The following is a 15192-nucleotide window of genomic DNA, read 5'->3' on the forward strand; positions in this document are numbered from 1 at the left end:
CACCGCCCGCACACGCGCATCAGGACGTCTGCACCGCCTCGACCGCAGACTGCCGGGGCAGATGGACCGTGACCCGCAAGCCACCCTCGGGACGGTTCTCGAGTAATGCATGCCCGCCATGCGCCAGCACGATGGATTTCACCGATGCCAGGCCGAGCCCGATCCCGCCCGTGCTGCGATTGCGTGATGCCTCACCGCGCACGAACGGCATGAATAACCGCTCGGCCTGTGCGGGATCGATGCCGGGGCCGTCATCCTCCACCACCAGCCGATAGCCGTCGCGCTCCGGCGCAAGCGAAATGCGCGCGGCGTGGCCGTACTTCAGCGCGTTGTCCAGCAGGTTGGCCATCATGCGACGCAAGGACCACGGATCGCCCGCCATCGGGGCCGGCGCGCCTTCCTCCACCCGCACGTCGCGCCCCAGGTCGCGCAGATCGTCCGCCACGCTCTCCACCAGCAGGCGCAGGTCCAGCGGCTCGCGCACCGGCGCGCGGTTCTGGTCGTGGATGAATTCCAGCGTGGCCTCGATCATCCGCGACATCTCGTCGATGTCGGCCGTCGCCTTGTCGCGCGCGCCGGCCGGCAATGCATCCAGGCGGAACGCCAGCCGCGCCAGCGGCGTGCGCAGGTCATGCGCGATGGCCGCGACCATTTCGCTGCGTTCCTTGAGCAGGCGGTCCAGGCGCGCCTGCATGGCATTGAACGCGGCGGACGCACTGACGATCTCGCTGGGCCCGGTGAGCGGCAGCGACGGCGCCAGGACATCGCGCCCCATGCGATCGGCCGCCAACGTGAAGCGGCGGATCGGCGACGCCAGCGCGCGCGAGAACCACCACGCGAGCGGCAGCAGCGCCAGCATGCCCGCGAAGAACAGCATCACCAGGCGCGCGATGAAGGTCGCACGGTCGCGCGTGTTCTCCACCACCCGCCAGCGTCCATCCTGCTGCCGGTACGCCGCAATGAAATCACCGCGCAGCGGCGTGTCGGGCCGCCAGTTGCGCGGGAACGGCGGTGGCATGCCGGAAGGCATCGGCGCCATGGCGCTTCCCGGCGGCGGTGCCTGCGGATTCGGTGCCGGACCGCGGGACGCAGGCAGGAACGGACGCGGCGCCTGTACATGGAAGAAGCGCACCTGCGCCACGTCGACGTTCAACCATTGGGCCAACAGCGCCGTGACCATCGGCGACGGGCGATAACGTTCACCATCCGGCACCGGCGCGGTGTCGGCTTCGAACACGCGCAGGTCGGGATCGGCGGCCGGCATGCGTGACGACAGCAACGCGGTGAGCTCGCTGAACGCGATGCCGTCCCGCGGTGGCCGGTACAGCAGCACCGCCATGCCGATCGCGTGCGCCACCACCAGCGCGGCCAGCAGCAGCAGGAACGTGCGCGCGAACAGCGACAGCGGCCGGCGCGTCATCGGCGTACGACGGCCGGCAGCAGCATGTAGCCCTCGTTGCGCACGGTGCGGATCATTTCCGCCCCGTCGCGTCCGTTGAGCTTGCGACGCAGGCGACTGACCTGGCTGTCGATGGCGCGGTCGTAGACCTCCGCGTCATGACCGTGGCCATGGTCGAGCAGCTGGTCGCGGCTGAGGACGCGCTGCGGGTGCGATACGAAGGTGCGAAGCAGCGCGAATTCGCCGTCGGAAAGATGGATGTAAGTGCCGGCGGGATCACGCAGTTCGCGACGCACGACATCCAGGTTCCACCCCTCGAAGACATAGTGCGCACCTTCGCCCGTCGCGGGCGCGGCACCGCTGTCGCCGGCCGGCGATCCCTGCCGGCGCAGCAGGGCGCGGACGCGCGCCAGCAGCTCGCGGGGATTGCAGGGCTTGGCGAGATAGTCGTCGGCGCCGACTTCCAGCCCGATGATGCGGTCGGTATCCGTGCCCAGCGCGCTCAGCATGATGACGGGCGGACCGGCTTCGCTGGCCAGGCGGCGAGCGGCCGACAGTCCATCCTCGCCGGGCATCATCACGTCCAGCACCACCAGGTCCGGGCGCCGCCGCGCGATGGCATCGCGCATGCCGGCCACGTCGCTCGCCACATCGACCAGGTAGCCGTGCTCGCGCAGGAAATCGCCGATCAGCGTGCGCAGTTCGGGGTCGTCATCGACCACCAGGATGTAGGTATGCAGATCCATCGAGGCTTCGGCTGGCCGGCAGCGGCACGCAGTATGCGGGCTGCCGCAGGCAAAAAAAGCCGCCACATGAAGGGCGGCCAGGGTTCTTGGGATTAGAGGATACCGGGGGTCTATCGCCACCGCCCGCGCAGCGTGCACCCCATTCTTGGCGTCCGTGTGTCGTCGTGTGGCACGGTGTGTCAGGCAGCCGTATCGCCCGGCATAGGCAGGCGACACGGGCCCCGCATGCTGTGCCCGTGTCCCCGCCCGGATCCTCGCCGCACCCCTCGGCAAGGCATGCCAGGCGGGCGCCGGCGACGGGCTCCCTCCCTCGCCGGCGTGGCACGGCGACCACGACGTCCGGTTTGCCCTCTCACGTCCCGCTGTCGTCCGCCGTGCCGACTTTATCGTCCCCCATCGCTGCCGAGACTCCTTAGTGCCCCAGGCTTCCCTGCTCCGTTCCGTCCTGCCGGTGGCGATGGCGTCCCTGCTGGCCGCCTGCTGTCCGTCGCCGCCGTGGACCCGGCATCCGCCCCCGCCGGTGGGCCCGGGCATGCCGCCACCGCCGCCACCGCACCTCGCTCCACCACAGGCCACGGACGACGCGTTCGAGGCCGCCCTGGCCGCCTGCGCAGAGGAACTCGACCTGCCTCCCCCACCCGATCGCGACGACGCATATCCCGCGTTGACGCCGGACGACATGGATTTGATGGACGCCTGCCTGGAAGCGCAAGGCTTCAACGCGCCGCCACCGCCACCCCCGCATGCGCCACGCGGAGACGATCCCGCTTGATCCTCTCCCGGCCTGCTGCCCGGGCCCCGCGGCGCGACCGCTCGACCTGCTCCACGGCGATGATGTCGGCATGACGGACATCGCCCATCGCCGTTCGATGCGCGGCACGCGCTCGACGGACAACGACGCCACCCGGGACCGTGCCATCGCGGTCACCGTCAGCGCCGCGATCGTGGCGTCGTTCGCGCTGGTGCTGTTGCAGGAACCCGTCTTCGACCCCGCAGTGCCGGCGGAGAACCGGTTGCGGCTGCGCTTCCTGTCGCGCAGCACGCCTGCCGACATCCCGCGTGCGCATGACGTGTCGACCGAAGCATCGCCCTCATCGCGATCCGCCAGCCCCCACCTGCCTGTCGCGTCATCTGCGTCATCACCGGCCACCTCTCCTACGGTCACGGCCAGCGATCGTCCGACGCTGTACGCGAAGGATGGACGATTGCTCCTGCCTCCCGGCGCAGCGGACACCGCAGCCCCGGCGCGCAGGCCGCCCGGGATGGCGGGCGGCGATGACGGCACCGCTGCGCGCGGTCCGTTCGACCGGCCCAATCCCATCGACTACCGCGAGACGCGCTTCGACAAGCACTGGCGCAACAAGGGCACGGCGGGCGACGCCATGCTGGAGAACGCGCACGGCACGGTGTCCGGCATGGCCGCGGTGATCCCGCTCGGCACCGGTGACCAGCCGGCCCGGGCACGGCCGCCGCCGGAGGTCCGCTTCAATCCTGCGCGTCACGAACGCCTCGCGGACCTGGGCAGCGAGGCGACCGGCGACGCCTACAAGGCCGCGCCGATCAGTTCGGAGCCGCCGCCCGATCTGAAGGGCGGCGCGAGCCGACGCATCCGCGATCAGCTGGCCGCGATCCGGCAGGACTTCGGGCACTGCCGCGCGACCTTGCTGGACGACCTGGTCGCGCCGATCCTGCGGCACCTCGCCGAGCTGGAACGCGTGGAATACGCCTTGGCGCACGGCGCCGACCCGGTGCGCGCCGAACACCTGCTGCCGCGCGAAGCGGATACCGCCTACAACCTGGCGCGCCGTGCCGCCTGGCATGCGCGCATGAAGCTCGGCACGTGCCGATGACGCGTGTGCGGAACGACGCGTCAGTGGGCGGCGCGTAGCGCGGCCCAGTCTTCCGGCGTATTGCAGTTGCGCAGCACGTCCCACCAGGGCGACGCAGGCAGTTGCACCGCCTGCAGACGCTGCTGCAGCGCGCGCAACGAACGCTCGCGCCCCGTTGCAGCACCGACCGCGCCCATCACCGCGCGCGCCTCGGCCTGCAGGCGTAGCGCCATCGGCAAGGGGTGGTCTTCCACGCAGGCGCAATCCGCATCGGTCGACAGCAGCGCATGCATCAGCGCTACCGACAGCAGCGGCATGTCGACCGGCACCACCAGCCAGGCGCCGTCCTGCAGATGCGGCGCGAGTTGCGCGAGCGCGCCCATCGGGCCGGTATCGGGCTGCGCGTCCGCCACGCCACCCACGTCAGGACGGTCGCCGCTGACGACCACCTGTTCTGCCCCCGCGGCGAGCAGCACCGCATGCATATGCGCCAGCAACGTGCCTGTGCCCCACGGCAGCAACGCTTTGTCGGTGCCCATGCGCGAGGAACGGCCGCCGGCCAGCAGCACGGCACGCCACGAAGACAGTGGCGCCGTCATGCAGGGAACCACGCGGGCGGTCGCAGATGCCCCGGGCCATGCACCTGTACGCGCGTGCCCGCATCGACGCGGTCGGTTTCTGCGGGCAACGTGATCCACACCGACGACTGCGAGAACGGCAGCAGACGGAACGACGCCTGCGCCTCGGCGACACGGGCCTGCAAGCGTCCTTCGTCGTCGCAGGTCACCGCGCCGTGGAAGGCGGCGAGCAGGCCTGCGCGCTTCGTGCACGCCTTCGCCAGTGACACCCAACGCGCCGCTTCGGGTGCCATGCCCAGCCACGCGCGTAGCAGCGGCTCGACCAGGAAGCGGAAACCCACCGCGGTCGAGAGTGGATTGCCCGGCAGCCCGACGAACAGCGCCCCTTCGCGCAGACGCGCGGCGAACACTGGCTTGCCGGGACGCATCGCGACGCCATGGAACATCCGTTCGGCACCCCGCGCGTCGAGCGCCGCCGGCACGAAGTCGTAGCAGCCTTTCGACACCGCACCTGTGCTGAGCACCAGATCGGCCCCGTCGGCGAGCGCGGCGTCCAGCGCGGCATCGAAGCTGGCCACGTCATCGCCGACGCGTACGACACGCATCAGATCGGCACCCGCCGCGGCAGCGACCACGCGGAGGTACGGCGAGGTCGCATCGTGGATACCCCCGGCCGGCAGCGGTTCGCCCGCCGCGACGATTTCGCGCCCGGTCGCCAGCAGGACGATGCGCGGACGCCGTGCCACCTCGACGGCGTCGATGCCGACGCCGGCCAGCAGCATCAGGTGGGGCGCGTCGATCAACGCGCCGCTGCACAGCAAACGCTGACCTGCCTGCACGTCCTCGCCGCGGCGGCGGATGTTCGCGCCGGCCTGCGCGTCTTCCCGCAACCGGATGCGCGGGCGCGACGACGCGTCGGCCGGCAGGCGTTCGACATGTTCCACCGGCACCACGGTGTCGGCGCGCGCGGGCAGCGCGGCGCCGGTCATGATCTCCCACGCGGACGCGCCATCCTCGGGCGGCGAGTCGCCGGCCCCGATGCGCGCGGCGATATCCCATTCACTGCCTGCGGACATCACGGCATCGGCCGACACCAACGCCACGCCGTCCATCGCGGCGTTGTCGAACGGGGGCAAGGCGAGCGGGCTGGCGACATCACCGGCGAGCACACGGCCGACCGCATCCCGCAGCGCCACGCGCTCCGTGCCCAGCCGGCCCGCGCCGTCCCGCAGCCGCGCCACCGCCTCGTGATAGCCGATCACCCTGTCTCCTGTCCCGGTCTCCGCGGGGCGACCAGCCTAGTGCCGCCGTCCGGGGATTGCCATGGGCCGGCCGCCGGCATGCGCCGGGCGGCGGAATCCCTCTCGTGGCGCCGTAACGGCCGTCGGCAAGACGCTGAGGCTTGCGCGCAAGGCGCGGATTCCCAAGCGCAAGGCGCCGAATCCCGTCGACGGGACGCGGAAGCCCCACCTTTCTCACATTGAGCCTTGCGGCTGGGTTTCCGAGTGCCATCGTCGGGATCCGGAAAGCCATCCCCTCACTCTCCGAGTGTCATCGACAAGTCTCCGAGGCTTGCGCGCAAGGTCCGGAAACCCATCGCCGGCTTCCGGAAAGCCATCGGCAAGGCTCTGCATGCCGGGACGTGGCATTCGACGTGCGGCCGATGGGATTCGGAGGGTTGCGAGTGGGATGTCGAGGGTTGCGGGACTCACCCGCGTGCCTCCGGGGTAGAAGGCAGGCATCCGTGCCGTGGCCATGCCATCAGGCAATCCTTGTGCCCACGCGCAATGTCACTTCTGCGACCATGCCTCCATATGATCCGCCAGCGGGTTGTGGAGAGCGGAATGAAACGAGCGGTCGCACAATGACGAAAGGCATCTCCTTTACAAGAATCTGGTCAGACGATGATCTGATCGAGCTGCGCATTGTTGTCGCCAACGAGGGGTCGTCCTTTTCCAATACGGTCTATGCCAGCCAGCGGGGACTTCAACATCTCGCCGAGGAGCTCTCGCTCTTCCGGGACCACATTCATGCCGGAGTAAAAGACATCCGTCTTGGTGAATTCGGCCCTGAATATGCCAATGGCGCATTCCATGCGAGGCTTCATTTCAGGAGTCCGGGCAAACTGTACGTCTCCACGCATCAGCAATCCGAGTTCTCCGACTTTTCCGTCACTCAGGTGGCGAGCGAGGCCAGGATGTTCCTGACATCCGAGCCCGTTCTGCTGGACAACTTCCTGGCGCATTTCCTCAGCCTTGTTAGCGGCGCAGCTGAAAATGCGTCGCTGGAGTGCATCTGAAGCAGTTCGACAGCACTTTGTCAGCCGAGTCAGTTCAAGCGCCCTGCCATCGGACCTGGCGATTCACCCATGCCAACCACGCTGGATACTCGGGACGGGCTCAGGCATAAGACCCTCATGATCTTTGCCGCCGCCACCGACGAGAACACCCTGTTCGTATTTCCCTCCATGGCAGCTGCCATCGCCCACTGCGAAGCGATCGATGTAGAGGACGGTGGCTGGCGCTTCTGGAATGGGTCCGGTAGCGCGCTCGTTGCGGAATTCACTGCGCCGGTGCATCGCGCCGGACTCATGGCGGGCGGCGGCAGCTACCGACTGGTAACGGCCACGGACAAGCCCACACTGGCGGCGTCGCTCGGCGACATCGATCACCTCGATGCGAATCCCCGCTTTGCCACGCTGTCCGATGTGGGCGACCATCTCGCGGCTGTCGGCGTGGCGCCCCGACGCGAGGACTGACAGGCCATCCTGCTCCGCCCCGCTTCCCGCCCAGGACTGATTCAACCGTTGGTACGCATGACAGGCAAGGACGCTTCCACCCCATGGCTCGGCAAGTGCGCGGCGTTCCTGCTGCTCGTGCCCGTCGTCCTGTTGCTGCTTCCGCTGCTGGCGATCCGCGGCCTGATCCACGTCGCCTACTCGGCCATCCTGCATGGCCTTGCCTGGATGCGCTTCCGGCGTTTCGTGGTCTTCGTCTACTCCGATAGCCCGAAGTGGAAGGACCACGTGGAAACCCGGATCCTTCCCGCCCTGCCGGCCGGCGCGGTGGTGATCAACCGGTCCCACCCCTGGTCGGCGCGCTCGTTGGCGGGACGGGCATTCCGCCACTTTGGCGGGCAGCGTGAGCACTGCCCGCTCGGCATGGTCATCGACCGCGGGACGCTCGTGCGCCGCTTCCGTTTCTACACGCCGTATCTGAGCGCCAGGAAGGGGGATGACGCCTCCCTGCTCGCGACGTACGCTGCCTTCGTGGACGCCGCCCAGCACGGGCGCTAACGTCCATCCAGCGCGCGAGCGCTCGGCAATGACATCGGACTGTTCCGGGGGAACCATGAAGGTCACCACGCTGCTTCTGATCATGGGCGCCGCTGTCGCCGGCGTGTTCGCTTACGACCGGTACAAGGTCAGCGAGGGGCCACAGGAGCCGGAGACCATCCAACCCGCTGCGCGCGTCTCGCCGCCGGCATCATCGTTCGATCGCCCCTGGGGCCAGCAAGCCGCGCCGGCGGCAGCACCGGCACCTGTCGCCGCCACATCTTCCTACCAGTGCGATGGCCGCACGCATTGCTCCCAGATGCGGTCCTGCGCGGAGGCGAAATACTTCATCCAGCACTGCCCGAACACCAAGATGGACGGCGACCGGGACGGGATTCCGTGCGAGAACCAGTGGTGTAATTGATCGTCACTCCTCCGCGCCGAAGAGCAGCCCAGCATGTTGTCACTCCCCTTCGCATTCCTCTTGAGCGTCGCGCAGGTGGCTCCTTCCGCCGCGCAGGACTGTCCCAACGATCTGCTGCAAATCGATGGCGTAGAGATTGCCGCACCCGTCGCCCGGCTGCTGAAGACGTATGGCGCCCCCAACGAGCGGAGACTGCTGGACGGCGAGCACTACGAGGAAGAAGTGGTCTTCGACCAGATCACTGCTTACACAATCTCGGACCGGATCGAATATCTCGCGTCGTCACGAAGCGGCTCCTGCACCGGGCGCGGCATCTGCATCGGCGGCAACCTGGATGAAGCAGCGGGAAAATTTGCCGGCTTCGTACCGGACCAGGACGGGCAATCACTGCACTGTGCCAACTCGGAAGCTGCCTGCTCCCTGGTCGTGCAGGGGGCCCCCAACATCGAAAAGCTCGTACTCCAATGCCTACCGTGACGCGGGCCCCGTGTGTTGTCCGCCGCATGAAAGTACTGCCCATCACCGATGCGTTCGAACGCTGGATGCACGGCCTCCGTCAGGCGCAAAAAGGGACTCGATGACGACCTACCTCACCCCGACACCCCGCCAGCGCCTGGTCGCGCTCGCCAAGTACGCGCTGATCCTGCTCGCGGTGTCTGCGTTTTACAGAGGAGCGCGACTTTACACTGACCACGTCGCAAGCCTGCCGGTCTGCGAATAGTTACCCTGGATGAGAGTCACCCTGGTGGCATGCGCAGTGGCGTTGACGGGCATCGCCTATCTGCTCGGCCGCAGCGCCCTGAAGATCCTGCGTTCCGGACAGGTCCCAGCGCCCGACACATCGGTCCTGTTCCGCACCCGTGTGTACACGGGCTGGTGGGCGCGCGCCAACGGGATCGCCTGGCTGCTCATCGCCATCCTGCCCACCGGTATCCTGATCGGGATGCTGGACATGTTCGTGTTTTCCGAGGTCGGCGCGTACATGTTCGGGTTACGTGATTGCGATGCATGAGCATGGGATAACCGATGGGCATCTTCGACGAACAGGTCCCGGCACTCCGATGACGACCTACCTCACCCCGACGCCACGCCAGCGCCTGATCGCGCTCGCCAAGTGCGCGCTTCCCCTGCTCGCCGTCTACGCGTTGTCCCGCATGGCGCGCGGCTATACCGAACACGTCAACAGCCTGCCGGTCTGCGAACAGGTTCCCTGGATCATCGTCACCATCGTGCTGTGCGCGGCAGCGTTGGCCGTCTTCGCCGGCCTGTGCGGGCGCAGCGCGCTGAGGATCCTGCGTTCCGGGCAATATCCCGCGCCCGGCACATCGGTCCTCTTCCGCACACGCGTGTACACCGGCTGGTGGGCGCGCACCAACGGGATCAGCCTGCTGCTCATGGCGATCCTGATCGCTGCGTTCGCGATCGGCATGCTCAACCTGTTCGTGTTTCCCGTGATCGGCCAGTACATCGCCGGGACGAGCGGCTGCACACCGTGATCAACGGGCTGGGCTAGCGGGCGCGTTCCGCCTCGGCCACGGCCCGCGCCGATCCCTGCGAACAGCGTCCACAGCACGACCCTGCGGCACGTCCGCCGCATCCCCCCTGTTCCTCCGCCTCCTTGAGGACCGTGGCCACGCGGTCCGCGGGCAGCGTGGTCAGTACCACCAGGCGCCCGGTATCGGCTTCGACGGTGACCTCGGCTTCGGGATCCCAGGCGCGCAGCGCTTCGGTCATGGCGTGCCGGCGGTGGTCGGACGGGGCGTGGGCAGGGTCGGACATCGGCATTCCTGGAGACGGCATGGCCGGAGCGTAGGCGGTCGCGGCCCGCCCGGCCTTGACTGGGATCAAGGCCCCGCCCGGCGCACCGTGATGACATGGCGCCCGTGCCTCTCCCTCATCCGATCCCCTCTGCCAGGAGTTCCGCCATGACGCTGTCCCGCACCTTCGCCACCATCGCCCTGCTCAGTGCCGCCGGCATGGCGCAGGCCGCCAGCAACTGCACCGTCAGTCTCAAGGGCGACGACGCGATGAAGTTCGACCTGAAGGAGGCCACCGTCTCCGCCAGCTGCCCGACCATCACCATCGAGCTGACCCATACCGGCAAGATGCCGATCACGGCGATGGGCCACAACGTGGTGGTGGCGAAGACCGCCGACATCGCCGCGGTCGCGCGCGACGGCATGAAGGCCGGTGCCGCCGGCGCCTATGTGGCCAAGGGCGACGCGCGCGTGGTCGCGCATACCTCGGTGGTGGGCGGCGGCCAGAAGACGAAGATCACCTTCCCCGGCAAGAAGCTCACCGCCGGCGGCGACTACAGCTTCTTCTGCAGCTTCCCCGGCCACTCCACCCTGATGAAAGGCAAGCTGATCGTCACCAAGTAAGCGCAGAAACACGGATGCGCCGCCTGCGGGCGGCGCATCGCGTCATCGGTGCGTACGCAATCTCAGAGCGCCCACACGCTGTGCGGATCGCCACCATGGGCACGCCTGCGCACGGCGGCCGCCATGCGCCAGAACGCCAGCGCCATCAGCAGCGCGGTCGCGTCGATGAAGAAACGGTGCCAATGCCCGTGCGCGAACGCGGCGAACAGGTGTTCGCCCGATGCGATCGCACCGGCGACCGGAATGGCGGCGGTCAACGCGGCACAGGCCCACAGCAGCTCGTTGGCGGCGTGCGCGGGACGACGCAGCAGCGCCCACGCCAGGCACGCGAAGAACACGGCGTAGTACACCGACGACGCGGCCCACGCCGGCAGCAGCGCCGCGGCGACGAATACCGCCGACACGCCCGCCACGCAACCCAGGCAGACGCCGAGCGTAAGCCCCGCCATCACCCGCGTGCGGCGCGGCTGCGCCACGTCGCGACGCTTGCGGCGCGCTTCGATCCACAGCAGGTTGCCGCTGTAGAACAGGAAGGCGCCCGCCATGCCCAGCACGAAGTACAGCCACTTCACCGCCATGTCGCCGAAGTTGCCGTAATGCAGGTGCTGCAGGCCGCGCAGGAAGGCCATGCCGGGCGGATAGTCCTTCGGCGGCAACGCCTTGATCAGCTCGCCGCTGGCCGCGTTCAACGCGACGCCGCCCATCGAGTTCAGCTGGCGCTGCGGCAGCTCGCCGTACAGGGTCACCTGGGCGTTGGCATCGCCGACCTCATGGTAGTTGAGGCTTTCGACGGTGAGTCCCGGCAACGCCAGCTCCGCGCGTCGCACCAGCTCGGCCATCGGCAGCATCGGTTTCGCGACGCCGGCAGGTTCGACGTGCGGCGCCACGTCGAAGTCGGTCTCCAGGATGCCGAGCAGCTTGTTCTCGTAGACCAGGAACTGGAACGGCGCCAGCATGATGAAGCCGATGGTCAGCACCGCGCCGCTCCACGCGAAGATCACGTGGAACGGCAGCGACAGCATGCCGATCACGTTGTGCGCGTCCTGCCACATGCGCTTGATGTTGCGCCCCAGCCGCAGCGCGAACAGGTCCTTCAGGAAGCCCGGTGCGTAGATCACCACGCCGCTGACCAGCGCCAGCCCGTAGAGGATGCAGAACACGCCGAACAGGTACATGCCGGCGGTGCGCGGCAGGCCGGCGGTGAAATGCAGGTCGTAGATGAACTCGACGAAGCCCGCACGCGCCGGCGCCTGCTGCAGGCCCTCGCCTTCTAGCGTGAACTTGTGCTGCTCGGCGGTCTTCTCGTCGTACCAGTACAGCAGCGGCCGCGGGCCGTGTTCACCCGGCAGGGTGACGAAGAAGGCGTGGTCCGCTTCCGGGTGCTTCGCCAGCACGCGGTCGACCAGCGTCTGCGCCTGCGCCAGGCCGACCTCGCGCGCGGGCGCGGCTTCGACCGGCCGTTCCCAGCCCTGCAGCTCGTGCACGAACACGATGATCGAGCCCGCGTAGAACGCGATGAACAGGCCCAGGCCCGCCACCAGCCCGACCCAGGTGTGTATCGACAGGTAAGTACGCAGCGTGGCCGCCTTCATGCCGGCAGCTCCGCGGCCCATCCGAGCATCTTCGAAACGTGGATCAGGCCGAAGCACAACAGGGTCGCGCCGCCCATCCACAGCCACGCGCGCAGGCCCGACTTGAACAGGAAGGCGACCGACATCACCGCCACCCAGATCGGGAACGACATCAGCAGCCACGGCAGCGTGATGCGCGTCAGTTCGCCCGGCCAGTGCAGCGCCACCAGGCCCACGATGCCCACGGTCAGTGGCAATCCCAGCAACGCCGCCGCCAACGACTTACCCCACATGGCGCTTCTCCTGCCGTGCGTACCACCACGCATCGAGATAGGGCAGCGCGACCAGCCCGGTCATCAGGGCCGTCACTGCCGCGAATACACCGGCCCACACACCCAGCTGCATATAGGCCAGCACGACCGACAGCAGCGTGCACAGCCACGCGGCCACGCGCAGCGGCCGCTTCCTGGCGATCGCCACGGGGGCGAAGCGCTGGTGCGCGCAGGCCAGGTAGAAGGCCAGCGATGCGGCCAGCGCGGGCAGCAGGTAGAGGACACTCTTCATGGGGTCTCCGTGTGGCGCATGCCGGGGCTTACCAGCGGTAGTCGAAGCCGATGCCGACCACGCGCGGCGCGCCGAGGATCACGTTCGGGCTGTCTTCCGACCAGGCGTACTGCGTGTAGCCCTTGTCGAACAGGTTGCTGGCGAACACGTACGCGCTCCAGTCGGGGTTCTCGTAACCGAAGCGGCCGTTGACCAGCGCGCGCGAGGACAGCCGTCGTGCATCGCTGCCGATGTCCGGCGTCACGTCGCTGCGGTAGTTCGCGTTGAGGTTGGCCAGCCAGTACTCGCCGAAGCGCAGGTTGGCACCGACCGCGAACGTCCAGCGCGGCGCGTAGGCGAACTCCGATCCGGTGTAGTCGTTGATCTGCGCGCCGAGTATCGTCTTGAACTCGTCGTAGCGCGTGCGCGAGTAGCCGAGCGAGGCGTACCAGTCGAACGCGGGGCCGACGCGATGGCTGGCTTCGACCTCGAACCCGTACAGGTGCGCCTTGCCGGCATTGACCGTGTGGTAGTCGTAGTCGTTGATGCCGAACATCGCGGTGACCTGCTTGTCTTCCCAGTCGATGTAATAGAGGTTGGCATTCAGTGTCAGGCGGTCGTCCAGCCACTGCGAGCGCAGCGACAGTTCCGCGTTCCAGGTGTATTCCGGCTCGTAGGCGTAGGTCTGCCCGCGCGCGATGTTGAAGGCCGAGCCGCCGGAGCGGTAACCGCGCTGGATGACGAACGCGGTCGACACGTCATCGGTCCAGGCATAGCGCACGCCCAGCTTGGGCAGGAAGGCGTCGAAATCGCGCGTGGAGTCCGGGGTCAGGCTGTTGGCCTGCTGCACCATGCCCAGCACGGCCTGGTTGATGCCGGCGATGGCCGGTGCCAGCTGCGGACCGAACGCGGCAGGATCGGGCAGCGTGCCGGCGAACTCCGCGGTGGCGACGGCGCCGAAGCGGTATTCCTCCTGGTCGTAGCGGAAGCCGCCTAGCAGCGCCAGGCGCTGGGTCAGGTCCACTTCGAAGTCGGTGAACAACGCCACGTTGCGCGAGCGCGACTGGCCGTCGCTGGCGTAGTCGACCGGAATCACCGGCACCGCCTGCGCGTACAGCCCGGCCACGTAGTTCGCCGTCAGTGGATCCAGGCCCGCGCCCTGCAGCACCGCCGCGATGGTCGACACCGGCGTGTCCACGTTGGTGCGGTTGATGCTGATGTTGTCGTTCTCGCGCTGCGAGGCGTACAGGCCGACCAGGCCGCGCAGGCGATCGCCACGGTAGTGCGCGCGGAACTCCTGCGAGAACGTGCCGTACTGCTCGTCGGTGACGCCGTAGGCTTCCGGCCGTTCGGTCAGGTCGGTATCGAACTGGCGCTGCATGTCGGTGTCCGACCACGCCGTCACCGCCGACAGCGACCAGCGGTCGGACAGCGCGTAATCGACTTCCAGCGTGGCGATCTGGCCCAGCGTGTCGGTGCTGCCCGGATAGTCGGACGTGTTGATGCGGTCGTCGTAGTAGTTGGGCACGTCGTTGCGCGCGTAGGCGTACATGTACGGCCCCTTGCGGTCGTCGCGCGTGTAGGTCAGGCGCGCGGTCAGCCCGTCGATACCCTTGGGCGACCACAGCAGTTTGGCGCGCGTCATCGTCGATTCGCGTTCGTCCTCGCCGACGCCGCGGGTCGGGTTGTAGACGAAGCCGTCGAACGAGCGGTCTTCCACCGCCACCCGGAACGCCAGTTCATCGGCGACCAGCGGGCCGCCGCCGGCGAAGGCGATGCGGCGGTCGGACGGATCGGACAGCAGCACGCGGGCGCGGCCGGACCAGTCCATCGTCGGGTCCTCGGTGCGCAGCACGATCGCGCCGGCCAGCGCGTTCTCGCCCTGGATGGTCGACTGCGGACCGCGCAGCACTTCGACCTGTGCGATGTCCCACAGGTCGGTGGGGCCGGCGTCGCTGACCTGGCTCGGCAGCGCCGCGCCGTCGACGTAGATCGTCGCCAGCGGATTGGGCGCGCCCGCTTCACTGGCGATGCCGCGGATGGTGAAGCCACGGTCGCCGTACATCTGCGACACGTTGGCGGTGCGGTTGAGGATGTCGAACAGGCTGAGCAGGTTCTCCTGCTCCATCCGCACCGAGGTCGACACCGCGACGCTGGCGGTGGTGTCCTGCAGCGAGCGTTCGGTCTTCTCGCCGCGCACGACGATCTCGTCGAGCGTGGTCGGTTCGGCACCGGAGGAAGGCGAGGTCTGGGCGTGGGCCTGGACAGCGAAAAACAGACACGCAGCCAGCACGGACACGCGCTGACCGGCAACGTGGGAGAGGGGGTGCAACACGGGTGGTTCCCCAGAACGAGACCTTGGGCAGGTCACCAGGGACGCGGCGGCAGGCTGACGTCCGACGCGGAAATGATAAGTGGCCGTCGAATCGATTGGCAATCGGGCCGCA

General features: G+C 68.2%; 20 protein-coding genes. 11 read left to right on the forward strand and 9 right to left on the reverse strand.

All coding sequences use genetic code 11. The features are described 5' to 3' along the window. Positions 1 to 19 precede the first annotated feature (19 nt). Together IB225_RS08220 and IB225_RS08225 are read right to left on the reverse strand one after the other, a co-directional pair. On the reverse strand, positions 20 to 1420 hold the full coding sequence (locus tag IB225_RS08220; RefSeq protein WP_192310680.1) for an ATP-binding protein: 1401 nt from the start codon (positions 1418 to 1420) through the stop codon (positions 20 to 22). Beyond that, positions 1417 to 2145, reverse strand: coding sequence for a response regulator transcription factor (locus IB225_RS08225; protein WP_192310681.1), 729 nt, complete (start codon positions 2143 to 2145; stop codon positions 1417 to 1419). The genes IB225_RS08220 and IB225_RS08225 overlap by 4 nt, the downstream gene beginning before the upstream one ends. Positions 2146 to 2560: 415 nt before the next feature. Between IB225_RS08225 and IB225_RS08230 the strand changes: the two genes are divergently transcribed. Both IB225_RS08230 and IB225_RS08235 read left to right on the forward strand, forming a co-directional pair. Next, positions 2561 to 2917, forward strand: a complete 357-nt coding sequence (locus IB225_RS08230; protein WP_192310682.1) for a hypothetical protein — start codon at positions 2561 to 2563, stop codon at positions 2915 to 2917. Positions 2918 to 2987: 70 nt separating this feature from the next. Continuing rightward, entirely contained in the window at positions 2988 to 3995 is a 1008-nt protein-coding gene (locus tag IB225_RS08235; protein ID WP_192310683.1) for a hypothetical protein, read from the forward strand. A gap of 20 nt (positions 3996 to 4015) precedes the next feature. Here IB225_RS08235 and IB225_RS08240 read toward each other — a convergent pair whose 3' ends face one another. After that, positions 4016 to 4573, reverse strand: a complete 558-nt coding sequence (locus IB225_RS08240) for a molybdenum cofactor guanylyltransferase (RefSeq protein ID WP_192310684.1) — start codon at positions 4571 to 4573, stop codon at positions 4016 to 4018. Then, positions 4570 to 5814: a molybdopterin molybdotransferase MoeA gene (locus IB225_RS20625; RefSeq protein ID WP_192310685.1), complete on the reverse strand. Its 1245-nt coding sequence runs from the start codon at positions 5812 to 5814 to the stop codon at positions 4570 to 4572. Before IB225_RS20625 ends, IB225_RS08240 begins: the two co-directional genes overlap by 4 nt. A 602-nt stretch (positions 5815 to 6416) precedes the next feature. Between IB225_RS20625 and IB225_RS08250 the strand changes: the two genes are divergently transcribed. The 8 genes from IB225_RS08250 (at position 6417) to IB225_RS08285 (ending at position 9746) form a co-directional block, all read left to right on the forward strand. Then, the gene (locus IB225_RS08250) at positions 6417 to 6851 is read left to right on the forward strand and encodes a hypothetical protein (protein WP_192310686.1); all 435 of its coding nucleotides are present in this window, start codon (positions 6417 to 6419) and stop codon (positions 6849 to 6851) included. A gap of 69 nt (positions 6852 to 6920) precedes the next feature. Next, a complete protein-coding gene (locus IB225_RS08255; RefSeq protein ID WP_192310687.1) occupies positions 6921 to 7310 on the forward strand; it encodes a hypothetical protein in 390 nt (129 codons plus the stop codon). Positions 7311 to 7367: 57 nt separating this feature from the next. Continuing rightward, positions 7368 to 7847, forward strand: coding sequence for a hypothetical protein (locus tag IB225_RS08260; RefSeq protein ID WP_192310688.1), 480 nt, complete (start codon positions 7368 to 7370; stop codon positions 7845 to 7847). A 55-nt stretch (positions 7848 to 7902) separates the two neighbouring features. Further along, positions 7903 to 8250 carry an excalibur calcium-binding domain-containing protein gene (locus IB225_RS08265; protein WP_225583330.1) on the forward strand — a complete coding sequence of 116 codons (348 nt, stop codon included), beginning with the start codon at positions 7903 to 7905 and terminating at the stop codon, positions 8248 to 8250. 33 nt (positions 8251 to 8283) lie between these two features. Next, a complete protein-coding gene (locus IB225_RS08270) occupies positions 8284 to 8727 on the forward strand; it encodes a hypothetical protein (RefSeq protein WP_192310690.1) in 444 nt (147 codons plus the stop codon). 100 nt (positions 8728 to 8827) lie between these two features. Continuing rightward, positions 8828 to 8971, forward strand: coding sequence for a hypothetical protein (locus IB225_RS08275; RefSeq protein WP_192310691.1), 144 nt, complete (start codon positions 8828 to 8830; stop codon positions 8969 to 8971). A 9-nt stretch (positions 8972 to 8980) separates the two neighbouring features. Next, the gene (locus IB225_RS08280; protein WP_192310692.1) at positions 8981 to 9262 is read left to right on the forward strand and encodes a hypothetical protein; all 282 of its coding nucleotides are present in this window, start codon (positions 8981 to 8983) and stop codon (positions 9260 to 9262) included. A gap of 49 nt (positions 9263 to 9311) precedes the next feature. Further along, complete coding sequence (locus IB225_RS08285; protein WP_192310693.1) at positions 9312 to 9746, forward strand: hypothetical protein; 435 nt, start codon at positions 9312 to 9314, stop codon at positions 9744 to 9746. Between the two features lie 13 nt (positions 9747 to 9759). On the opposite strand, the gene IB225_RS08290 is transcribed toward IB225_RS08285, so the two are convergent. Continuing rightward, positions 9760 to 10029, reverse strand: a complete 270-nt coding sequence (locus IB225_RS08290) for a hypothetical protein (RefSeq protein WP_192310694.1) — start codon at positions 10027 to 10029, stop codon at positions 9760 to 9762. Positions 10030 to 10175: 146 nt separating this feature from the next. Here IB225_RS08290 and azu point away from each other — a divergent pair, with 146 nt between their 5' ends. After that, positions 10176 to 10631: an azurin gene (gene azu / locus IB225_RS08295; RefSeq protein WP_192310695.1), complete on the forward strand. Its 456-nt coding sequence runs from the start codon at positions 10176 to 10178 to the stop codon at positions 10629 to 10631. A gap of 62 nt (positions 10632 to 10693) precedes the next feature. Here azu and IB225_RS08300 read toward each other — a convergent pair whose 3' ends face one another. From IB225_RS08300 to IB225_RS08315, 4 genes are read right to left on the reverse strand one after another with little or no spacing between them, the layout of a single operon-like run. Continuing rightward, positions 10694 to 12223 carry a PepSY-associated TM helix domain-containing protein gene (locus IB225_RS08300; RefSeq protein ID WP_192310696.1) on the reverse strand — a complete coding sequence of 510 codons (1530 nt, stop codon included), beginning with the start codon at positions 12221 to 12223 and terminating at the stop codon, positions 10694 to 10696. Then, positions 12220 to 12495: a hypothetical protein gene (locus tag IB225_RS08305; RefSeq protein ID WP_192310697.1), complete on the reverse strand. Its 276-nt coding sequence runs from the start codon at positions 12493 to 12495 to the stop codon at positions 12220 to 12222. Before IB225_RS08305 ends, IB225_RS08300 begins: the two co-directional genes overlap by 4 nt. Then, complete coding sequence (locus IB225_RS08310; protein ID WP_192310698.1) at positions 12485 to 12766, reverse strand: hypothetical protein; 282 nt, start codon at positions 12764 to 12766, stop codon at positions 12485 to 12487. Before IB225_RS08310 ends, IB225_RS08305 begins: the two co-directional genes overlap by 11 nt. Positions 12767 to 12794: 28 nt before the next feature. Next, a complete protein-coding gene (locus IB225_RS08315; protein WP_345776581.1) occupies positions 12795 to 15080 on the reverse strand; it encodes a TonB-dependent receptor in 2286 nt (761 codons plus the stop codon). Between the last annotated feature and the right edge of the window lie 112 nt (positions 15081 to 15192).

Origin of the sequence: Pseudoxanthomonas sp. PXM02 (assembly GCF_014851805.1) — a bacterium.
In the GTDB taxonomy this organism is placed as follows: domain Bacteria; phylum Pseudomonadota; class Gammaproteobacteria; order Xanthomonadales; family Xanthomonadaceae; genus Pseudoxanthomonas_A.

Coding starts and splice junctions, on each gene's coding strand:
- IB225_RS08220 (WP_192310680.1), bottom strand. CDS start 1,420: ATGACGCGCCGGCCGCTGTCGCTGTTCGCGCGCACGTTCCTGCTGCTG.
- IB225_RS08225 (WP_192310681.1), bottom strand. CDS start 2,145: ATGGATCTGCATACCTACATCCTGGTGGTCGATGACGACCCCGAACTG.
- IB225_RS08235 (WP_192310683.1), top strand. CDS start 2,988: ATGACGGACATCGCCCATCGCCGTTCGATGCGCGGCACGCGCTCGACG.
- IB225_RS08240 (WP_192310684.1), bottom strand. CDS start 4,573: ATGACGGCGCCACTGTCTTCGTGGCGTGCCGTGCTGCTGGCCGGCGGC.
- IB225_RS08250 (WP_192310686.1), top strand. CDS start 6,417: ATGACGAAAGGCATCTCCTTTACAAGAATCTGGTCAGACGATGATCTG.
- IB225_RS08255 (WP_192310687.1), top strand. CDS start 6,921: ATGCCAACCACGCTGGATACTCGGGACGGGCTCAGGCATAAGACCCTC.
- IB225_RS08260 (WP_192310688.1), top strand. CDS start 7,368: ATGACAGGCAAGGACGCTTCCACCCCATGGCTCGGCAAGTGCGCGGCG.
- IB225_RS08265 (WP_225583330.1), top strand. CDS start 7,903: ATGAAGGTCACCACGCTGCTTCTGATCATGGGCGCCGCTGTCGCCGGC.
- IB225_RS08270 (WP_192310690.1), top strand. CDS start 8,284: ATGTTGTCACTCCCCTTCGCATTCCTCTTGAGCGTCGCGCAGGTGGCT.
- IB225_RS08275 (WP_192310691.1), top strand. CDS start 8,828: ATGACGACCTACCTCACCCCGACACCCCGCCAGCGCCTGGTCGCGCTC.
- IB225_RS08280 (WP_192310692.1), top strand. CDS start 8,981: ATGAGAGTCACCCTGGTGGCATGCGCAGTGGCGTTGACGGGCATCGCC.
- IB225_RS08285 (WP_192310693.1), top strand. CDS start 9,312: ATGACGACCTACCTCACCCCGACGCCACGCCAGCGCCTGATCGCGCTC.
- IB225_RS08290 (WP_192310694.1), bottom strand. CDS start 10,029: ATGTCCGACCCTGCCCACGCCCCGTCCGACCACCGCCGGCACGCCATG.
- azu (WP_192310695.1), top strand. CDS start 10,176: ATGACGCTGTCCCGCACCTTCGCCACCATCGCCCTGCTCAGTGCCGCC.
- IB225_RS08300 (WP_192310696.1), bottom strand. CDS start 12,223: ATGAAGGCGGCCACGCTGCGTACTTACCTGTCGATACACACCTGGGTC.
- IB225_RS08305 (WP_192310697.1), bottom strand. CDS start 12,495: ATGTGGGGTAAGTCGTTGGCGGCGGCGTTGCTGGGATTGCCACTGACC.
- IB225_RS08310 (WP_192310698.1), bottom strand. CDS start 12,766: ATGAAGAGTGTCCTCTACCTGCTGCCCGCGCTGGCCGCATCGCTGGCC.